The sequence below is a fragment of the Geodermatophilus sp. SYSU D00779 genome, from assembly GCF_054050595.1.
Genome location: NZ_JBJGZQ010000004.1, coordinates 106,220 through 123,940, shown reverse-complemented (window position 1 = coordinate 123,940; position 17,721 = coordinate 106,220). Strand labels below are relative to the sequence as shown.

Below are 17,721 nucleotides of genomic sequence, written 5' to 3'. Positions count from 1 at the left end.
CTCGGAGCTCGAGGTCCAGCTGCCGGTCACGCACCTCACACCTCCTCGTTCGGACTACGTGCCGCACGGAGCGATCCGCCGCCGAGCAGATCGCCACCGCAGCGGTCACCGGAGTCTCGAGCTGCCCCCGCAAGCGACGACTCGATGGCGGAGGACGCCAGCCTCGTAGTCGGGAATTGCGCGGTAGGGGCCGCTTCCGCAAGGCGGCTGCGGGCTGAGCGGAACGAGAACCTCTCGGCCGAACACATCACGCACCTCGATTCCTCCAGCGGTGGTCAACGCGTACGACTGAAGGTGACGGAGGCGGCTGGTCAGTTCCTGAACGGCGGCTGAACCGCCTTGAACGCTCCTCCAGCAACGGGCACGCTGAGTGGCGTAGGCCGTGGCATCCCCAGGCACCCGACCTGCCGTGGTTCCGGCGAGCAAGGCCGGCCGGGACGAAGGGACCGCGTATGGACGTGCGGATCCTGGGACCGCTCGAGGTCCGGACGGCGGCCGGACCACTCACCTTGGGCGGAACTCAGCAACGTGCGGTGCTGGCCATGCTGGCGCTGCACCTCAACGAGGTGGTGTCCACCGATCTGCTCATCGACGGCCTGTGGGCGGACCAGCCGCCGGTGAGCGCGACCAACATGGTGCAGGTCTACGTCTCCCGGCTGCGGAGGGCCCTCCTGGCCGGGGATGTATCCGATCGACCCTGCGCCCCGGTCCTGCACCGCCGCAAGCCCGGCTACGTGCTCGAGCTCGACCCCGGGCTGCTCGACCTGCGGCGCTTCCAGAGGCTCGTGCGCGAGGGTGCCCGGGCGCTGGGCGCGGCGCCGGACCGGGCTGCGGGCATGCTGCGCGAGGCACTCGACCTCTGGCGCGGACAACCGCTGGCGGAGTTCGCCGACGCGCCCTTCGCCCGAGCGGAGATCCCGCGGTTGGAGCAGCAGCGCCTCGAGGCGCTCGAGGCCTGTCTGCAGGCCGATCTGGCCTTGGGGCGGCACGCCGAGGTGGTGGGGGAACTGGAGGTCCTCGTCGCCCGATGGCCCCTGCACGAGGGGTTGCACGGGCTGCTCATGCTCAGCCTGTACAGGTCGGGCCGGCAGGCCGAGGCGCTGAACTCCTACCAGCGGCTGCGCAGGCGGCTGGCCGCTGAGCTGGGCGTCGACCCCGGCGGGGCGCTGCAGCAGCTCCACCAGAAGATCCTGCGGGCCGATCCGACGCTCACCCCCACCACTACCGCCCCCGGCACCCTCACCGGCACCGGACCGTCCGCCCCGGGGGCGGAACCGGTGCCGCGGCAGCTCCCGGCGCCGGTACGGCACTTCACCGGCCGGACCGCCGAGCTCGCGGCGTTGGATGCGTTGCTGGCCGAGGCGACCGCCGCGGGCGCGCCGGTGGTGATCTCGGCGATCGCCGGCACCGCCGGCGTCGGCAAGACCACCCTGGCGGTGCACTGGGCCCACCAGGTCGCGGATCGCTTCCCCGACGGGCAGCTGTACGTGAACCTGCGTGGCTTCGACCCTGGGGGACAACCGATGGCACCGGCCGAGGCAGTGCGCGGCTTCCTCGACGCCCTGGCGGTGCCGCCCGTGCGCCTACCGGCCGAGCTGGACGCGCAGGCGGCGTTGTACCGGAGCCGGCTGGCCGGCAAGAAGGTGCTGGTCGTGTTGGACAACGCCCGCGACACCGCCCAGGTGCGCCCGTTGCTGCCCGGCACCCCCGGCTGTCTGGTGCTGGTCACCAGTCGCAACCGACTCACCGGACTGGTCGCAGATGCCGGCGCCCAGCCGTTGTCCCTGGACTTGTTCACCGAGGTCGAGGCCGAGGCGCTGCTGGCTCGCCGCTTCGGCACGGCCCGGGTCGCCGCCGAACCCCAGGCCACCAGAGAGATCATCACGTCATGCGCTCGGCTGCCGCTGGCGCTGACACTGGTGGCCGCCCGCGCCACCGCCCAGCCGACGTTTCCTCTCGCCACGCTGGCCGGCGAGCTACGCGACGCGCACGCCCGGCTCGACGCCCTGACGGGCCAGGACGGTCCCGCCGCCGACGTGCGGAGCGTCTTCTCCTGGTCGTACCGGCAGCTCGATGACCCAGTGGCGCGGCTGTTTCGGCTGCTCGGCCTGCATCCCGGCCCGCACCTCACCGCCGCGGCGGCGGCCAGCCTGGCCGGACTGCCGTTGTTGCAGGTCCGTCCACTGCTGGCCGAGCTGGTCGGCACCCACCTGCTCGCAGAGCCCACCCCGGGCCGATATGCCTTCCACGACCTGCTGCGGGCCTACGCCACCGAACAGGCCCACACCGTCGACACGGAGGCCGACCGGCACGCCGCGATCCACCGGCTGCTGGACCACTATCTGCACACCGGACACGCCGCCGTTCGGCTGCTGCACTGGGTCAGGATCCCGATGACCCCGGCCCCGCAGCAGCCCGGGGTCACCCTCGCGGACCTACCCGACGCCGGGCAAGCCCTCGCTTGGTGCGCCGCCGAGCACCCCGCCCTGCTGGCCGCCATCGAATACGCCGCATCCGCCGGCTTCCACACCCACGCCTGGCAACTGGTGTGGAGCATCGAGATGTTCTTCGACTGGCAGGGGCACTGGCACGACTGGGTCACCGCCGGACGCACCGCGCTGGCGGTCGGCCGTCAGTTGGCCGATCCGCTGCCGCAGGCCGTCGCCCACCGCAGCCTCGCTGGTGCCTACATCCGGTTGGGCCGCCATGCCGAAGCCGTCGACCACGCCCAGCAGGCCCTGGCACTGTTCGAGGAACTCGACGACCGGGGCGGCCAGGCCCACGTCCATTTCAGCCTGGCGCGGGTGCTCGAGCGACAGGGCTGCCACGCTGAAGCCCTCCACCACGCTCAGCGGGCCCTGCAGCTGTTCCGGACCCTCGACGACCGGGACGAGCAAGCCCGTGCCCTGAACGCGGTCGGCTGGTTCCATGCTCTGCTCGGCGACCACCGGCGGGCCTTGACCCATTGCCAGCAAGCCCTGGCCCTGTTCCAGGAGACGGGTGATCGCCAGGGAGAGGCCTCGACCTGGGACAGCCTCGGCCTGGCGCACAGCAACCTCGGCCACCACACCCAGGCCCTCGACTGCTACCGGCAGGCGGTCGAGCTGTTGCATGGGCTCGGCGCCCGCTACTACCAAGCCAGCGCCCTTGCCGCCCTGGGCGACGCCCGGCATGCCGCAGGCCAGCCCCAGGCCGCCCGCGACGCCTGGCGGCAGTCCCTGACCATCCTCGACGAGCTCGCCCATCCCGACGCCGAGGCCGTCCGGGCCAAACTCTGCCAGCTCGACAACTCTCCGGTACGGCAACGGTACTGACGAACTCGTGCATGGACGGCGGGACTGCTACGTGTCACGGAGCGATCCTCGGGTCGACGGTCGTCGACTCGGACGAACCGTTCCGATGGCGGTCCGTCACCAGCGCCGTCACGGGCAGGGAGCCGGGACTGCGCTCCACGACCTCGACGGGGGCGACAGCAGCGTCAGGGCTGCCTACGTGTCGATCGAGAAGCCCTGACCTCCTACCGATATACCGGCCGCGACGAGTGGAACCTGACACCAGACGACATCGGTGAGGTCGGGATGGACAGCCGTGCGCGCGTCGTCGTCGCCATCGGACGTGCCGCAGCCGACGGCGGCGAGTGGACCGTCCCCAGGATCGTGCCCACTGGCGGCGGGAGCGGGCGTGCGCGGCCGGGCAGTGCGCGCGTCCTGCTCCGACGGTCAGCCGGGCGACCTCACCGTGTGATCGCCGACTACACGGCCGCGGCACCGCCGGCGAGCGCGCCACCCGCCGCAGTCGCCGACTCCTCCTTCATGGTCGTACGCCAGATGTGGACGAGCGCGATCACCTCCTCCAGCTGGAAGGTCCCGGGCGCCTGCTGGACGGCGTAGTCGTGCGGTCGCAAGGACCACGCGGACGCACGGGGAGCTGCGGTCAGGATGACCTCGCCGTGCTCGTCGGTGACGCGGAAGTCACGCCGCCAGGCGCTGCCCTGGACCAGGAAGCGACCTCCGCGCTGGAGGTGGACCTCCGCGGAGGTCCTCGTGATGCCCCGCATCCGCGCCGTGAGGAGGAGGCTGCCGTCCGGTCCGGTCGCCCGCCATCGCGTCGGCAGCCGCCAGCAGCTCGTCCGAGCCGCGCAGAGAGGAGCGCCCTGGGCGTCGGTGACGGTGAAGCGGTTGCCGGTCCAGTCGGCCGTGATGCGCGCGACGACGCCGTTCGAGTCGGTCACCTCGTAGGCACCGTGCCTCGTGCGATCGGGGAACCGGAGGCAGGCGGATGGTCCGGTCACGGACGAGTCCTTCCGGGGGAGGGGGAGTGGTCGGACCGGGCGGAGCCGGCGCGCAGGAGGGTCCGCAGCAGGCCGATGGCGGCTCGGTCGGGGCTGCGGGTGCTGTTGCTCAGCGCGACCACCCCGAGCGCGGCCTCCGGTGCGAAGGCGGTGAACGTGCGGAAGCCGCCGGTGGCGCCGCCGTGGAGGAGCAGCGGGCCGCTCGGCCCGGACCACCGCATCCAGGCGAGGGCCATGCCGCCGGCCAGGCGGCTGCGGTGCCGCTCCTGCTGGGTCAGGACGAGCGCTCCCGCGAGTGGCGTGGAGTCCGGACGGAGCTGGGCGCGCAGGTAGACGAGCAGGTCGTGAGCGGTGGACCGCAGGGCGCCCGCGCCGACGACCCCGAGCAGGGGCCACGGCTCGATCGGCCGCTCGCGGCGCCCGTGCCCCCTGGCGAGGCGCTCCTCCTGGTGGGTGCCGGGGACGACGACGGTGTCGCGCAGGCCGAGCGGCTCGCACACCCGTGCCCGCACGAGCGAGGCGTAGTCGGGGTGGCCCAGGTGGTCGGCGAGCGCCTGACCGAGTACCGCCATGGCGAAGTTGGAGTACCGGGGGCGCCCCGTACCGGGCGTGCGGCGCAACCGGGCGCGTTCCAGCGCGTCATAGAGCCCAGGGACCGTGATGCCGGCGTACGGGTCGTCGTGCGTCAGCAGACCGGATCGCAGGAGGGGCGCCCAGCCCAGGGGCGAGTGCGGGAGACCCGACCGGTGTGTCGCCAGGTCCTCCAGCGTGATGTCCACGCCGTCCCGCGACGGCACCCGTACGTCGGTGGGGACGATGGCGCGCAGCGGCGTGTCGAGGTGCACCTCGCCCCGCACGACGGCGTCTGCGAGGAGCAGCGCGGTGAAGGTCTTCGTGACCGAGCCGATCTCGAACAGCGTGCTCGCGTCGACGGGCCGGCCGTCCGGGCGCCCGGTGGGGCCTCGGCCGGCCACCACCGTCTCGCCGCTGCGGGCATCGACCAGGCCGAGAACGATCCCGACGTGCCGGCGTTCGGCGGAGTCGGCGGCACGGGTCAGGACCTCGGCAACGCTCGTCCCCACGTCAGTGCCTTCCCGAGAGGCGCGGTCGGTGGGCAGCGTCGGAGCGCCACGGGTCCCCGCGCTCGGTGCCGTAGTGGGCGGCGACGTGGCGCCAGGGGACGACGACGAGGACCACCACGACGAGGAGGCACGCGAACGCCACGTCCCACGTGGCCTGGTCCATCCGACCGGCGGCCCAGAGCGGCAGGGCCACGACGGCCAGCCAGATGAGCTTCCAGGCGCACTCGAACAGCAGCAGGGGCAGCATCCGCAGCGGGTACCGGACACCGACGAAGGCGAGGATCGACATCGCCGCGAGCATGCAGGTGACCACTCCTTCCACGAGGGGCCAGGACCGGCTGTCCTGGACGAAGGACGGCCCCTCCGTGACGGCGAGGCCGACGCCGATGAGGAGGTACCCGGCCCGCAACGCGTGGAGGCGCGGCAGCGAGACCTCGGCCGCTGCGTCGGTGTGCCGGGGGCCGTCCGGGCCCGACCTGGTGTCCGTGGCGACGCTGGTCATGACAGATCTCCCTCGAGTCGTGGTGGTGACATCGGGTCGACCACCGGCGTCGTGGTGAGCCTGCTGCGGCGGGATGGGGCCGGGCATCCGGCTGCGGTCGGGGCCTGCGCGACGGAAGTCGGCGTCCGGTGCCGACTTCGGTCGGTCGTCGGCGCACGCCATCCGCCCTACGCTCCGGCCATGGGCCTCCCGGCCGATCCCGCCCCACGGCTCCGGTCTGCGGTTCGGCGGCACTGGCGCGTCACGCTCTTCGCCGTCCTCTTCGGCGGCGTCTGGCTGGTCCTCTTCCGGGAGCAGTGGGGGTCGGCCGGGGCGCTGTTCTGGATCGACGCCGCCCTCGGGGTCGTGTCCGTCGGGGCGGTGCCGTTCCGCCGACGCCGGCCGGTCGCCGTCGCCGTCCTGACCGCGGCGGCGACGGCGCTCTCGGCCAGCGCGATCGGCGCGTGGACCGTCTGCACGGCGTCCCTCGCGACGCGCCGGAGGTGGCGGGAGGTCCTGCCCGTCGCCGTGCTCGGCGTCCTGGGCGGCCTGGTCCTCTACGCCGTGCAGCCCGAGCAGCCGCTGTCCTGGGTGGCGAACCTCGTCTTCACCGTGCTGCTCACCGGCGTGGTCGTCGCCGTGGGCATGTACGTGGGCGCCCGCCGCGAGCTCCTGGCCTCCCTGCGGGACCGGGCGGACCGCGCCGAGCGGGAGCAGACCCTGCAGGTCGCCTCCGCGCGGACGGCCGAGCGGGCGCGCATCGCCCGCGAGATGCACGACGTCCTGGCCCACCGGATGTCGCTGGTCGCCCTGCACGCCGGCGCGCTCGCCTACCGCACCGACCTGAGCCCCGACCAGACCCGCGAGACCGCCGGCGTCATCCAGGCCAACTCCCAGCGCGCCCTGACCGACCTCCGGGAGATCCTCGGCCTGCTCCGCGACCCCGAGCGCGGCATCGACGCGACCGACCACCGGCCGCAGCCCACCCTCGGGGACCTGGCCACGCTGCTGGCCGACGAGCACGCCGCCGGCGCGCACGTCACCCTGCACTCCTCCGTCGAGGACCTCGACGAGCTGCCCGTGTCGACCGGCCGCAGCGCCTACCGGATCGTGCAGGAGGCGCTGACGAACGCGCGCAAGCACGCGCCGCACGCCGCGGTCACCGTCGAGCTGGCCGGGAGCCCCGGGCGCGGCCTCGACCTCTGCGTCCGCAACCCGGTGCGCGCCGGCGGCCGGGACGGCGACGACCCCGGCTTCGGCCTCGTCGGGCTGGCCGAGCGGGCCGCCGCGAGCCACGGCCGCCTCGAGCACGGCCGCACCGCCGACGGGGACTTCGTCCTCCGGGCCTGGCTGCCGTGGGACCGGTGAGCGGCCCCGCCGTCCGGGTCGTCCTCGTCGACGACGACCCCCTGGTGCGCACCGGGCTCCGGCTCGTGCTGGGTGGTACGCCGCGGGTGGAGATCGTCGGGGAGGCCGGCGACGGCGCCGCGGGGCTCGACGTGGTCGGACGGACGCGTCCGGACGTCGTCCTGATGGACATCCGGATGCCGCGCATGGACGGCCTCGCGGCCACCGAGCAGCTCCTCGCGCGACCCGACCCGCCCAGGGTCGTCGTCCTCACCACCTTCGACGCCGACGAGTACGTGGTCCGCGCCCTGGCGACCGGCGCGAGCGGGTTCCTGCTGAAGGACACCGCGCCGGCGAAGATCGTGGAGGCAGTCGAGCGGGTCGCCGCCGGCGAGCCGATGCTGTCGCCGAGCGTCACCGCGCAGCTGATCCGCAGGGTGGTCGACGCGTCCCCCACCGGGGCGGGTGCCGCACGGGCACGCGCGGCGGCCCGGCTGGCGGGTCTCAGCGACCGGGAGCGGGAGGTCGCCATCGCGATCGGGCAGGGGAGGTCCAACGCGGACATCGCTCGTGAGCTGTTCATGAGCCTCCCGACGGTCAAGGCCCACGTCTCGCACATCTTCGTCAAGACGGGTGTGGCGAACCGTGTGCAGATAGCGATCTGCGTCCATGAGGCCGGCCTCGCATGACACCGGGAGCGCTGCCGCAGGGGGTCGCCGGCGACGGTTCTCAGTGGTTGTCGCGCGGGATGCCCGTGGTGTGCGCGACGCGCTGGTAGCCCACCGCGGGACGCAGGACCATGCCGTCGCACAACTGGGTGACCATCGCGCGCTGGATCTCCTGCCACGGCGTCTGGGAGGCCGGCACCGGATACCCCCCGGACTCCGCCAGCCGGCGCCGGCGTGCGGCCAGCTCCTCGTCGGGCAGCAGGACGTCGGCCCGGCCGGCGACCAGATCGATCCGGATGACGTCACCGGTCTGCAGCAGCGCCAGCCCGCCGCCGGCGGCGGCCTCGGGTGAGGCGTTGAGGATCGACGGGGACCCCGACGTCCCGGACTGGCGGCCGTCCCCGATGCACGGCAGCTCGTGCACGCCCCGCTTGATCAGCTCCGCCGGCGGCTGCATGTTCACCACCTCGGCGGCACCCGGATAGCCCAGCGGGCCGACCCCGCGGATCACCAGCAGGCACGACTCGTCGACGTCCAGCTCCGGGTCGTCGATGCAGGCGTGGTAGTGCTCCGGCCCGTCGAAGACCACGGCGCGGCCCTGGAACACGCCCGGGTGCGCCGGGTCGGACAGGTAGCGCTCCCGGAACTCCGCGGAGATGACGCTGGTCTTCATGATCGCGCTGTCGAACAGGTTGCCGCGCAGCACGAGGAAACCCGCGTCGGGCAGCAGCGCCCGGTCGAAGGTGCGGATGACCTCGCGGTCGGTGGCGGCGCTGTCCCGGCAGTTCTGCCCGATGGTCCGGCCGTTGACGGTGCGGGCGTCCTCGTGGATCAGCCCGTGGGCCATCAGCTCGTGGACGACGGCGGGCACGCCACCGGCCCGGTGGAACTCCTCGCCGAGGAACCGACCGGCCGGCTGCAGGTCCACGATCAGCGGGACGGTCAGCCCCAGGTCCTGCCAGTCGGCCACGTCCAGCGGAACGCCGACGTGCCGGGCGATGGCGTTGAGGTGGATCGGCGCGTTGGTGGAGCCCCCGATGGCGGAGGTGACCACGACGGCGTTCTCGAACGCCTGCCGGGTCAGGACGTCCGACGGCCTGAGGTCCTCGTGCACCATCTCCACGATCCGTCGGCCGGTGAGGTAGGCCATCTGGGCGCGGTCCCGGTGCGGCGCGGGGATGGCGGCGCTGCCGGGCAGGCTCATGCCGAGGGCCTCGGCGAGGGCGTTCATGGTGGAGGCCGTGCCCATGGTGTTGCAGTGGCCGGGCGAGGGGGTCGAGGAGGCGACGAGGTCGTAGAACCCCGCCTCGTCGATCTCACCGGCGGCGAGCATCTCGCGGGCCTTCCAGACGATGGTCCCCGACCCGGTCCGCTCCCCGCGGAACCAGCCGTTGAGCATCGGCCCGCCGGACAGCACGATCGCCGGGAGGTCGACCGTGGCCGCGGCCATCAGGCACGCCGGGGTGGTCTTGTCGCAGCCGGTGGTGAGCACGACGCCGTCGAGCGGATAGCCGTGCAGCACCTCCACCAGGCCGAGGTAGGCCAGGTTGCGGTCGAGGGCTGCGGTGGGACGCCGGCCGGTCTCCTGGATCGGGTGCACCGGGAACTCCAGGGCCAGCCCGCCCGCGTCCCGGATCCCCTCACGCACGCGCTCGGCCAGGACCAGGTGGTGCCGGTTGCACGGGGCCAGGTCCGAGCCGGTCTGCGCGATGCCGATCACCGGCCGGCCCGACTGCAGCTCCTCGCGGCTGAGCCCCCAGTTCAGGTACCGCTCGACGTAGAGCGCCGTCATCCCGGGGTTCTGCGGGTTGTCGAACCAGGCCTGGCTGCGCAGCCGCCGGGCCGGTGCCACGTCGTCGTCCACCGGAGCTCCTCTCGCCGGTCGTGGCCGGGCGCCCCGACACCGGACGGCTCGACCCCTTCCGGCGCGATTGTGGAGCCGGCGGACGACGAGCGCGCCCCCGTGGACCCTGCGACCCTGGACGACGCCGCGATCCGGCTGGTGGTCACGTGGGCCCACGGAGGCGAGGGACATGGCAGACAAGGCGCCGCTCGGGCCGGTCCCGACCGTTCGGCAGGTGCCCCGGTGGTCCGAGCTCCGCGAGGTCGTGCAGTTCCGGAGGCCGCGGCTCGGCCGGACGGCCCGGCGCCTGGAGCACGCGCTGACCGTCCGCGACCTCCGCGCGGCGGCCAGGCGCACGACCCCGCGCGCGGTGTTCGACTACGTGGACGGCGCGGCCGAGGAGGAGATCACCGCGGCGCGCAACGTCGCGGCCTACCGGCGGGTCACCTTCCTCCCGGACGCGCTCCGGTCGGTCGCCGACCCCGATCCGAGCGTCGGGCTGTTCGGGTCGCGCATCGCGATGCCGCTGGTCTTCGCTCCCACGGGCTACACCCGGATGATGCACCACCACGGGGAGGCGGCCGTGGCCTCCGTGGCCGCGCACGTCGGCGTCCCCTACGCCCTGTCGACGGTGGGCTCGACCTCGATCGAGGACGTGCGGGCCGCGGCGCCGGGCGGCGAGCTGTGGTTCCAGCTGTACTTCACGGCCGACCCGCAGGTCAACGAGGACCTGGTCTCCCGCGCGGAGGCGGCCGGCTACTCGACGATCATGCTCACCGTCGACACCACGGTCTCCGGGATGCGGTACCGGGACGTCGTCAACGGTCTCACCATCCCGCCGACCCTGACGGCCAGGACCGTGCTGGACATGTCGCGTTTCCCGGTGTGGTGGTTCAACAAGCTGACCACCGGCGGGCTGACGTTCGCCTCGCTCGCCGGGGTCCCGGGCAACCCGACGCCGGGCGAGGTGGCGAGCATGATGTTCGACCCGGGCCTGGACCTGACCTCCCTGGACTGGCTGCGCCGGCGGTGGCGGGGCAACCTCCTGGTGAAGGGCGTGACGACGCCCGCGTCGGCCGCCGAGATCATGGAGCGCGGAGCCGACGGCGTGGTCGTGTCCAACCACGGTGGGCGCCAGCTCGACCGCTCGGCCGCGACCCTGGACGTGCTGCCCGCCATCCGGGCGGCGGTCGGCCGGCAGGCCACGGTCCTCATCGACGGCGGCGTCCTGCACGGCCAGGACGTCGTGGCCGCCCGAGCGCTGGGCGCGGACGCCGTGATGATCGGCCGGGCCTACCTCTACGGGCTCATGGCCGGTGGTCGGGACGGCGTCCTGCGCGCCTACGAGATCCTCGCCGAGGAGTACCAGCGCTCCATGCAGCTGCTCGGCGTGCGGCGCAGCGAGGACCTCTCCGACCGCCACGTCGCCTTCACGCCGCACGGCGCGGGGGACTACCCCAACGTCTCGGTCTGATCGCGGTCGCGCATCCCCAGGTTGCCCCTGCGTCGCGGACGTGCAGCAATGGACGCCCTCATCGTGACGCAGGACACAGAGGGGGCGCGATGGTCTCCACTCGTCCGGGAGGTCGACCCACCTCGGTGATCGACCTGTTCCCCACCAAGCACCTGGCCGCACCGACGGTCCGGGACATGCCGGAGCCACCGCCCCACTTCCGGCACGTCATCGGGCCGGGCATCATCGCCGCCGGCGTCGGCATGGCCAGCGGCGAGTTCATCCTCTATCCCTACATCGCCTCGCAGGTGGGGCTGGTGTACGTCTGGGCGGCCTTCGTGGGCCTGGCCACCCAGTACTTCCTCAACATGGAGATCGAGCGCTACACGCTCGCCACGGGGGAGACCGCGCTCACCGGCTTCAGCCGGTACTGGCGGCACTGGGGCCTCGTCTTCGCGATCATGGCGTACTTCGCCAACATCTGGCCGGGCTGGGCGACGAGCTCGGCGACCCTGATCACCTACCTCGTCGGTGGCAGCGTGGTGCCGATCGCGATCGGCATCCTGCTCCTGATCGGCGTCATCCTGACGATGGCGCCGGTGGTGTACCAGGCGCTCGAGAAGATCGAGATGGTCAAGGTCGCGGCCGTCCTCCTGCTCATCGTCGTCGCCTCGTTCGCGGCCATCGGTGCGTCGACGTGGGCGGACGTGCCGCAGATCGTCACCGAGGCGGGGCTGCCCTACGAGGAGCTCGGCTTCGCCCTCCTCCTCGGGGCGCTGGCCTTCGCCGGCGCGGGCGGCGGGCAGAACCTGTGCCAGAGCAACTGGATCCGCGACAAGCGCTTCGGCATGGGCGCCTACGTACCGCGGATCGTCAGCCCGGTGACCGGGCACCCGGAGGCCGCGCCCTCGACCGGCTTCGCGTTCGAGCCGACCCCGGACAACCTCGGCCGGTGGCGGCGCTGGTGGCGCTTCGCCAACATCGAGCAGCTGACCACGTTCGTGCTGATCAGCTTCCTGACCATCCTGTTCACCTCGCTGCTCGCCTACGCCACCGTGTTCGGCCGGGAGGGCCTGGCCAGTGACATCTCCTTCCTCCGGGCAGAGGGAGAGGTGCTCGACGAGACCGTCGGCGGCTGGTTCGGCACCTTCTTCTGGATCATCGGCGCGTTCTCGTTGTTCGCCGCCGCGCTGGGCATCGTCGACTACACCAGCCGGCTCGGCGCCGACGTCCTCAAGACCGCCTACCTGAAGGACACGAACGAGAGCAAGATCTACTTCGCGCTGGTCTGGGGCCTGGTCGTGATCGGCGTCGTCGTCCTGCTGTCCGGGCTGAGCCAGCCCCTGGTCCTGCTGGTCATCTCGGCGGTCACCGGCGGGCTGATGATGTTCATCTACTCGGCGCTGCTGCTGCTGGTGAACCGGCGGGTGCTGCCGAAGGAGATCCGCCCGGGCGCCGGCCGGGTCGCCGCCCTGGTCTGGGCCTTCCTGCTGTTCGGCTTCCTGTCCGTGCTCACCTTCAACGAGCAGCTGCAGAACCTCCTCGGTGGGTGAGCCGGGGGAGATGGCGGCGCAGGGCACGGTCGCCGTCCCGCGGGTGGTCACCGCGGGGGAGACGATGGTGCTCGTCGTCCCCACGGCCCCCGGCCGGCTGCGGCACGCCGGCGCGGTGACCCTCTCGATCGGGGGCGCGGAGAGCAACGTGGCCATCGGGCTGTCCCGGCTCGGCGTCCCGGCCAGCTGGGTGAGCGCCCTCGGCGAGGACGAGCTCGGCGAGCTGGTGCTGCACCGGGTGCGCGCCGAGGGCGTGGACACCAGCGCCGTGCTCCGGGTCCCGGACCGGCCGACCGGGCTCTACCTGCGTGAGGAGGTCGCCGGCGCGCTGCGGGTCTACTACTACCGCCGCGGGTCGGCGGCCTCGACCCTCGCCCCGGGCGCGTTCGACCCGGCGGTCCTCGGGGGCGCCGCCTTCCTGCACCTCACCGGCATCACGGCGGCGCTGTCGCCGGAGTGCGCGGAGTTCCTGACGTGGGCGGCGCGCACCGCCCGCGAGGCGGGCGTGCGGGTGAGCTACGACGTCAACTACCGCAGCCGGCTCTGGGAGCCGGCGGCCGCCCGCGCCGCCACCGAGGCTCTGCTGCCGCACGTCGACGTGCTGCTCGCCGGGGACGAGGAGGCCCGGGCGCTGTGGGGCCGGGACGACGAGGCCTGCCTGGAGCGCCTCGCCGACGCCGGTCCCGACGAGGTGGTGCTCAAGCTCGGCGCCCGCGGCTGCGTGGCGATGGTGGACGGCGAGCGGCTGGCCTCCCCGGGTTTCCCGGCTCGCCAGCTGGACCCGATCGGGGCGGGGGACGCGTTCGCCGCCGGCTACCTCGCCGCCGTCCTGTGGGGCCTCGAGCCGGCGGACCGCCTGCGGACGGCCAACGCCATGGGGGCCTTCTGCGTGCAGAACCTCGGCGACTACGAGGGCCTGCCGAGTCGCCGCGAACTGACCGCGTTCCTGGACCGGACCGTCGACCTCGGGAGATGACGATGCAGTCCGACGACCCCGCCGGCGTCCTCGAGGGCGTCTACGTCGCCAACGTGACGCCCTTCCGCGACGACGAGCGCTTCAGCATCGACGTCGACTCCTACCTCGCCCACGTCGGGTGGCTCGGCGAGCAGGGGGTCACCGGCGTCATCCCGTTCGGCACCAACGGCGAGGGCCCCTCCGTCTCGGCGCGGGAGAAGCGGGCCGTGCTCGAGGCCCTCCTCCCGGTGGTGGGGGCACTGCACGTCGTCCCGACGGTCGCCGAGGGGAACCTGCCCGACACCCTCGACCTGCTGGAGTACCTGCAGGACCTGCCCGTGCGAGCGGTCATGGTGATGCCGCCGTACTACTTCAAGCCGGCACCGATCGACGGCCTGCGGGTCTTCTACGAACGCGTCGTGGCCGCGATCCGGCACCCCGTCGTCGTCTACCACATCCCCAAGTACGCAGTGCCCGTCCCCGCGGAACTCGTGACGAGCCTGCCGGTGTGGGGGGTGAAGGACTCCGGGGGCGAGGTGGGCTACGCCGAGGCCGTGCACGCGGCCGGGAAGGGGGTGCTGGTCGGGACGGAGGACGATCTGCCATCCCGGCTGCTGACCGCCCACGGCTCGATCTCGGCGCTGGCCAACATCGTCCCCGAGCAGGTCGTCGCGCTCTACGAGCACGTCCGCAGCGGCCGGTCGGAGGAGGCTGCGTCGTTGTCCGCGCACCTCCAGCGGGTGCGGGCGATGACCAAGGAGTTCGTCGGTCCCGGGACGCTCAAGCGCATCGCCGAGCAGCGCCACGGGCACCCGATGGGGATCGTGCGCCCGCCGCTGGTCCGCGTCCCGTCGTCGTTCGACGCCGCGGCCGCCGCCGAGCGCGCCCTGGCGGTCCCCGTCGGCTGAGTGGCCGGGATGCGGCTGCTCGTCACCGACTTCCCGTGACCTCGCCGATCCACAGGAGCACGGGCACCACCCGCCGGCCCAGGTGGCGCCGCTGCCCACCCACGCGAGGGTGAGGGGCACCCACCGCGACTCCGGAGCACACCCGGCCGGCGAGCCCGGGCGTACGGGGCGACCGTCAGGGCGGTGCCGACGGCCTGCGCACCGAGACGACCGAGGTCCCGACCGGCTCCTGTTGCCTCACGTGGTCCTCGTCAGCCTGCGAAGGACTCAGGGCCGAAGCGGCCCCAGGCGATGAAGGCCGCGAGCGCGAGGTAGACCAGGTTCAGCATCGCGAGCTTGTACTGGCCGAGGCGGCCATGTGTGATCATCGCGCCGATCATGAGCAGGACCCAGCAGACGGCAGTGACCGGCACCATCACCGGTGCGACGTCGACGATGGCAGGCAGGATCAGGCCGACGGCAGCCAGGAGCTCGAGCACCCCGAGGGTCTTGACGAAGCCGGCACTGGCACCCGCGGTCCACTCACCGCCATGGGCCGCAGCCAGCTTCGCCTTCGGCACGAACGTCTTGCTGGTGCCGCCGGCCAGGGCGACTGCGGCCAGCAGTCCGGCAGCGATCCACAGGGCGAGGTCCATGAGTTCTCCCTCCCAGCGATGTGCAGGTGATCCGGGCCGCCTCGGTGGGTGAGGGGACCGGGCCGAGACTCGGCGTCACGGCCTCACCCCCCGGACGAGGCAACCCGGTCCGCCTGTGACATCGGGACGCTGGCGGTCGGTTCCAAGGCGCTCACCCGCCCGGGCCTGGAGCCCCGTGGCCCTCGGGGCGGCCGGGGTCGGGTGGACGGCGCAGCAGTCGGCCCGTGAGCAACCGACCGGCCCGGTGACGGGGGCGATGGAGCCGAGTGGCGTCGTGCCGTGGCCCACGAGCGCGGCTGACACCGTCGGTGCTGGCTGTCGCGGTCAGGGAACGGGAGCTCCGTGTGGGGAGAAGTCCCGGCCGACGTCCTCGGGAGCCTCGGCGGGCCCGCCGGATGTCGCAGGTGCCGGGCTCTGCGATGACCCGTTCCGTTCTCGGGTCAATCGGTGCGCCGGCGAGCCTGGCTCACCTCGCGGGCGACGGCCCAGGCGTCCGCCACCGGACCCAGGTGCCCGAGCTTGTCGGGGTTGATCAGCGAGTGGATCGTCTGGATCCGCCCGTCGAGGATCTCCAGCGTCCAGGTGAGGAGGACCTTGTCGTCCCGATCGCGGAAGACCGCGCCCGGCTGGCCGTTGATCTCGTGCGGCTCGAACGTCACGTCGATGCGGGCCATCGGAGGGGCGATCGCGGTGAGCAGCCGGGCCACCTTCGCGGCGCCGACGACGGCCCTGGCCAGCTGCGGGGCCTTCCCGCCGCCGTCCCCGACCAGCTGGACGTCGGCGGCGAGCAGCTCCCGCAGACCGTCGACGTCCCCTTCCCGGAAGGCGTCGAAGAACCGCTCGGCGAGTTCCTCGCGCTGCCTCCGGTCGGCCTCGAACCGAGGGCGCCCGGCGTCCATGTGGCGGCGCGCCCGCACCGCGAGCTGGCGGCACGCCGCCTCCGACCGGCCCACCGCCGACGCGACCTCGGGGAAGCCGAACCCGAACACCTCCCGCAGCACGAAGACCGCGCGCTCGAGCGGGCTGAGCCGCTCGAGCAGCAGCAGGGCCGCCATCGACACCGAGTCGGCCAGCTCCGCCGAGCGCGCCGGATCCTCGTAGGGGTCGTCGAGCAGCGGCTCGGGGAGCCAGTGCCCGACGTACTCCTCGCGCCGCACGCGGGCCGAGCGCAGCACGTCGATCGAGATCCGGGTGACGACGGCCGAGAGGAAGGCCTTGGTCGACGTGGGTCGTGTCGGGGAGGACTGGAAGCGCAGCCAGGTCTCCTGCACCGCGTCCTCGGCCTCGCTCACGCTGCCGAGGATCCGGTAGGCGATCGCGAACAGCAGCGACCGCAGCTCCTCGAACTCCTCGGCCCGGGTCACGCCAACCCTTCCCTGAAGCCCTGGCGCCACGACGGATAGCGCAGCTCCCAGCCGAGCTCGCGCTTGGCCTTGGCGTTGGAGAAGCCGCGCCCCTCGGTCATCATCGTGACCGCCACGTCCCCGGCCAGCAGCCGGGCCAGCCACGTGGGGACCCGCATCGGCCGCTTCGCGCCCGTGCACGCGGCCAGGTGGGGCAGCCACTCGCTGGCCGGCGCCGGGTCGTCGTCGACGATGTTGAACACGCCGGTCGCCTTCTGCTCCACGGCCAGGACGGTGGCGCTCGCCGCGTCGTCGAGGTGCACCCACGAGCTGTACCCGGTGCCGCCCCCGACGAGCGGGAACTGCCGCCTGCGCACGAGCTCGACCACGTCATCGGTGGCGCCCGGCCCGTAGAACCCGCCGTATCGCAGGACCGCGCCGCCGGCCTCGACGACGACGTCCTCGACGTGGCGCATCGCCGCCATCCCTCTGCGCATGCTCGGCGGGCCCGGGTCCAGCGGGTCCTCCTCGGTCTTGACCCACCCGCCCTCGCGGATCCCGTTCCAACTGGCGTGGCCCTGGGCGACGACGTGGGAGACGCCGGTCGCCTCGGCCGCGGCCAGCAGGTGGTCGGTCCCCTCGGTGCGCAGCCGGTTGGTGGTGGCGAAGAACCGGTCCATGTGCCTCATGTCGGGCTTGCCGGCGTGAGCGGGGCTGATCGCGGTCATCTGGTGCACGATCGCGTCGGGCCGGGCGGCTGCCACGGCCCCACCGACCGACACCGCATCCAGCCCGTCCATCACGACACCATCGGCGCCCAGCCGCTCCAGCAGGCCCAGCTTGCCCGGGTCCGTCGTCGTCGCCGTCACCTGGTGACCGCGGGCCACGAGCTGCGGCACCAGCCGCCGCCCCATGACCCCGGTGCCACCGGCCACGAAGACCCGCATGACCATCACCTTCCTGATCGCAGCATCGGCTCTCAGCCCGGTGACGAGACAGCCCCGGCCATCTGTGACATCGAGGTCTCGGCGCACGTCTCTGCCCTGGGCGAGGCGCTGCGCGGCCGTCCCGGTCAGCAGGGGCTCGATCGGCAGCGGCGGGTGCCCGAGCGGGCCCGCGTCCAGCAGTGGCGGCGACGTTCGCGTCCTGCGGGGTCGCGGTC

At 73.1% G+C, this 17,721-nt stretch carries 14 protein-coding genes; 7 read left to right on the top strand and 7 right to left on the bottom strand.

Annotation, left to right across the window (positions count from 1 at the left end):
• Positions 1-452: 452 nt before the first annotated feature.
• Positions 453-3,314 carry a BTAD domain-containing putative transcriptional regulator gene (locus tag ACI79G_RS04280; protein WP_456879899.1) on the top strand — a complete coding sequence of 954 codons (2,862 nt, stop codon included), beginning with the start codon at positions 453-455 and terminating at the stop codon, positions 3,312-3,314.
• 437 nt (positions 3,315-3,751) lie between these two features.
• Here ACI79G_RS04280 and ACI79G_RS04275 read toward each other — a convergent pair whose 3' ends face one another.
• From ACI79G_RS04275 to ACI79G_RS04265, 3 genes are read right to left on the bottom strand one after another with little or no spacing between them, the layout of a single operon-like run.
• On the bottom strand, positions 3,752-4,231 hold the full coding sequence (locus ACI79G_RS04275; RefSeq protein ID WP_456879898.1) for a hypothetical protein: 480 nt from the start codon (positions 4,229-4,231) through the stop codon (positions 3,752-3,754).
• Between the two features lie 56 nt (positions 4,232-4,287).
• On the bottom strand, positions 4,288-5,373 hold the full coding sequence (locus tag ACI79G_RS04270) for a serine hydrolase domain-containing protein (RefSeq protein WP_456879897.1): 1,086 nt from the start codon (positions 5,371-5,373) through the stop codon (positions 4,288-4,290).
• Position 5,374: 1 nt separating this feature from the next.
• On the bottom strand, positions 5,375-5,875 hold the full coding sequence (locus tag ACI79G_RS04265) for a hypothetical protein (protein WP_456879896.1): 501 nt from the start codon (positions 5,873-5,875) through the stop codon (positions 5,375-5,377).
• Between the two features lie 180 nt (positions 5,876-6,055).
• Between ACI79G_RS04265 and ACI79G_RS04260 the strand changes: the two genes are divergently transcribed.
• Both ACI79G_RS04260 and ACI79G_RS04255 read left to right on the top strand, forming a co-directional pair.
• On the top strand, positions 6,056-7,222 hold the full coding sequence (locus ACI79G_RS04260) for a sensor histidine kinase (protein ID WP_456879895.1): 1,167 nt from the start codon (positions 6,056-6,058) through the stop codon (positions 7,220-7,222).
• Positions 7,219-7,890, top strand: a complete 672-nt coding sequence (locus ACI79G_RS04255) for a response regulator (RefSeq protein WP_456879894.1) — start codon at positions 7,219-7,221, stop codon at positions 7,888-7,890. Before ACI79G_RS04260 ends, ACI79G_RS04255 begins: the two co-directional genes overlap by 4 nt.
• A 40-nt stretch (positions 7,891-7,930) precedes the next feature.
• Here the strand turns inward: ACI79G_RS04255 and ACI79G_RS04250 are convergent, their stop codons facing one another.
• Positions 7,931-9,733, bottom strand: coding sequence for an IlvD/Edd family dehydratase (locus tag ACI79G_RS04250; protein WP_456879893.1), 1,803 nt, complete (start codon positions 9,731-9,733; stop codon positions 7,931-7,933).
• A gap of 169 nt (positions 9,734-9,902) precedes the next feature.
• Between ACI79G_RS04250 and ACI79G_RS04245 the strand changes: the two genes are divergently transcribed.
• From ACI79G_RS04245 to ACI79G_RS04230, 4 genes are all read left to right on the top strand, one after another.
• Positions 9,903-11,186 carry an alpha-hydroxy acid oxidase gene (locus tag ACI79G_RS04245; RefSeq protein ID WP_456879892.1) on the top strand — a complete coding sequence of 428 codons (1,284 nt, stop codon included), beginning with the start codon at positions 9,903-9,905 and terminating at the stop codon, positions 11,184-11,186.
• Between the two features lie 125 nt (positions 11,187-11,311).
• A complete protein-coding gene (locus tag ACI79G_RS04240; RefSeq protein ID WP_456879891.1) occupies positions 11,312-12,718 on the top strand; it encodes an Nramp family divalent metal transporter in 1,407 nt (468 codons plus the stop codon).
• Positions 12,711-13,694 carry a sugar kinase gene (locus tag ACI79G_RS04235; RefSeq protein WP_456879890.1) on the top strand — a complete coding sequence of 328 codons (984 nt, stop codon included), beginning with the start codon at positions 12,711-12,713 and terminating at the stop codon, positions 13,692-13,694. The genes ACI79G_RS04240 and ACI79G_RS04235 overlap by 8 nt, the downstream gene beginning before the upstream one ends.
• Positions 13,695-13,696: 2 nt before the next feature.
• The gene (locus tag ACI79G_RS04230) at positions 13,697-14,581 is read left to right on the top strand and encodes a dihydrodipicolinate synthase family protein (protein ID WP_456879889.1); all 885 of its coding nucleotides are present in this window, start codon (positions 13,697-13,699) and stop codon (positions 14,579-14,581) included.
• A 251-nt stretch (positions 14,582-14,832) separates the two neighbouring features.
• On the opposite strand, the gene ACI79G_RS04225 is transcribed toward ACI79G_RS04230, so the two are convergent.
• The 3 genes from ACI79G_RS04225 to ACI79G_RS04215 all read right to left on the bottom strand — a co-directional run bounded on the left by ACI79G_RS04225 (position 14,833) and on the right by ACI79G_RS04215 (position 17,506).
• On the bottom strand, positions 14,833-15,216 hold the full coding sequence (locus ACI79G_RS04225; RefSeq protein WP_456879888.1) for a DoxX family protein: 384 nt from the start codon (positions 15,214-15,216) through the stop codon (positions 14,833-14,835).
• A 440-nt stretch (positions 15,217-15,656) separates the two neighbouring features.
• On the bottom strand, positions 15,657-16,580 hold the full coding sequence (locus tag ACI79G_RS04220) for an RNA polymerase sigma-70 factor (RefSeq protein ID WP_456879887.1): 924 nt from the start codon (positions 16,578-16,580) through the stop codon (positions 15,657-15,659).
• Positions 16,577-17,506: an NAD-dependent epimerase/dehydratase family protein gene (locus tag ACI79G_RS04215; RefSeq protein WP_456879886.1), complete on the bottom strand. Its 930-nt coding sequence runs from the start codon at positions 17,504-17,506 to the stop codon at positions 16,577-16,579. Before ACI79G_RS04215 ends, ACI79G_RS04220 begins: the two co-directional genes overlap by 4 nt.
• Positions 17,507-17,721 lie beyond the last annotated feature (215 nt).

What these genes read in the sequence shown, in the direction of transcription:
- ACI79G_RS04225 (WP_456879888.1), bottom strand. Translation starts at nt 15,216, where the DNA reads ATGGACCTCGCCCTGTGGATCGCTGCCGGACTGCTGGCCGCAGTCGCC.
- ACI79G_RS04245 (WP_456879892.1), top strand. Translation starts at nt 9,903, where the DNA reads ATGGCAGACAAGGCGCCGCTCGGGCCGGTCCCGACCGTTCGGCAGGTG.
- ACI79G_RS04230 (WP_456879889.1), top strand. Translation starts at nt 13,697, where the DNA reads ATGCAGTCCGACGACCCCGCCGGCGTCCTCGAGGGCGTCTACGTCGCC.
- ACI79G_RS04280 (WP_456879899.1), top strand. Translation starts at nt 453, where the DNA reads ATGGACGTGCGGATCCTGGGACCGCTCGAGGTCCGGACGGCGGCCGGA.
- ACI79G_RS04265 (WP_456879896.1), bottom strand. Translation starts at nt 5,875, where the DNA reads ATGACCAGCGTCGCCACGGACACCAGGTCGGGCCCGGACGGCCCCCGG.
- ACI79G_RS04260 (WP_456879895.1), top strand. Translation starts at nt 6,056, where the DNA reads ATGGGCCTCCCGGCCGATCCCGCCCCACGGCTCCGGTCTGCGGTTCGG.
- ACI79G_RS04215 (WP_456879886.1), bottom strand. Translation starts at nt 17,506, where the DNA reads ATGCGGGTCTTCGTGGCCGGTGGCACCGGGGTCATGGGGCGGCGGCTG.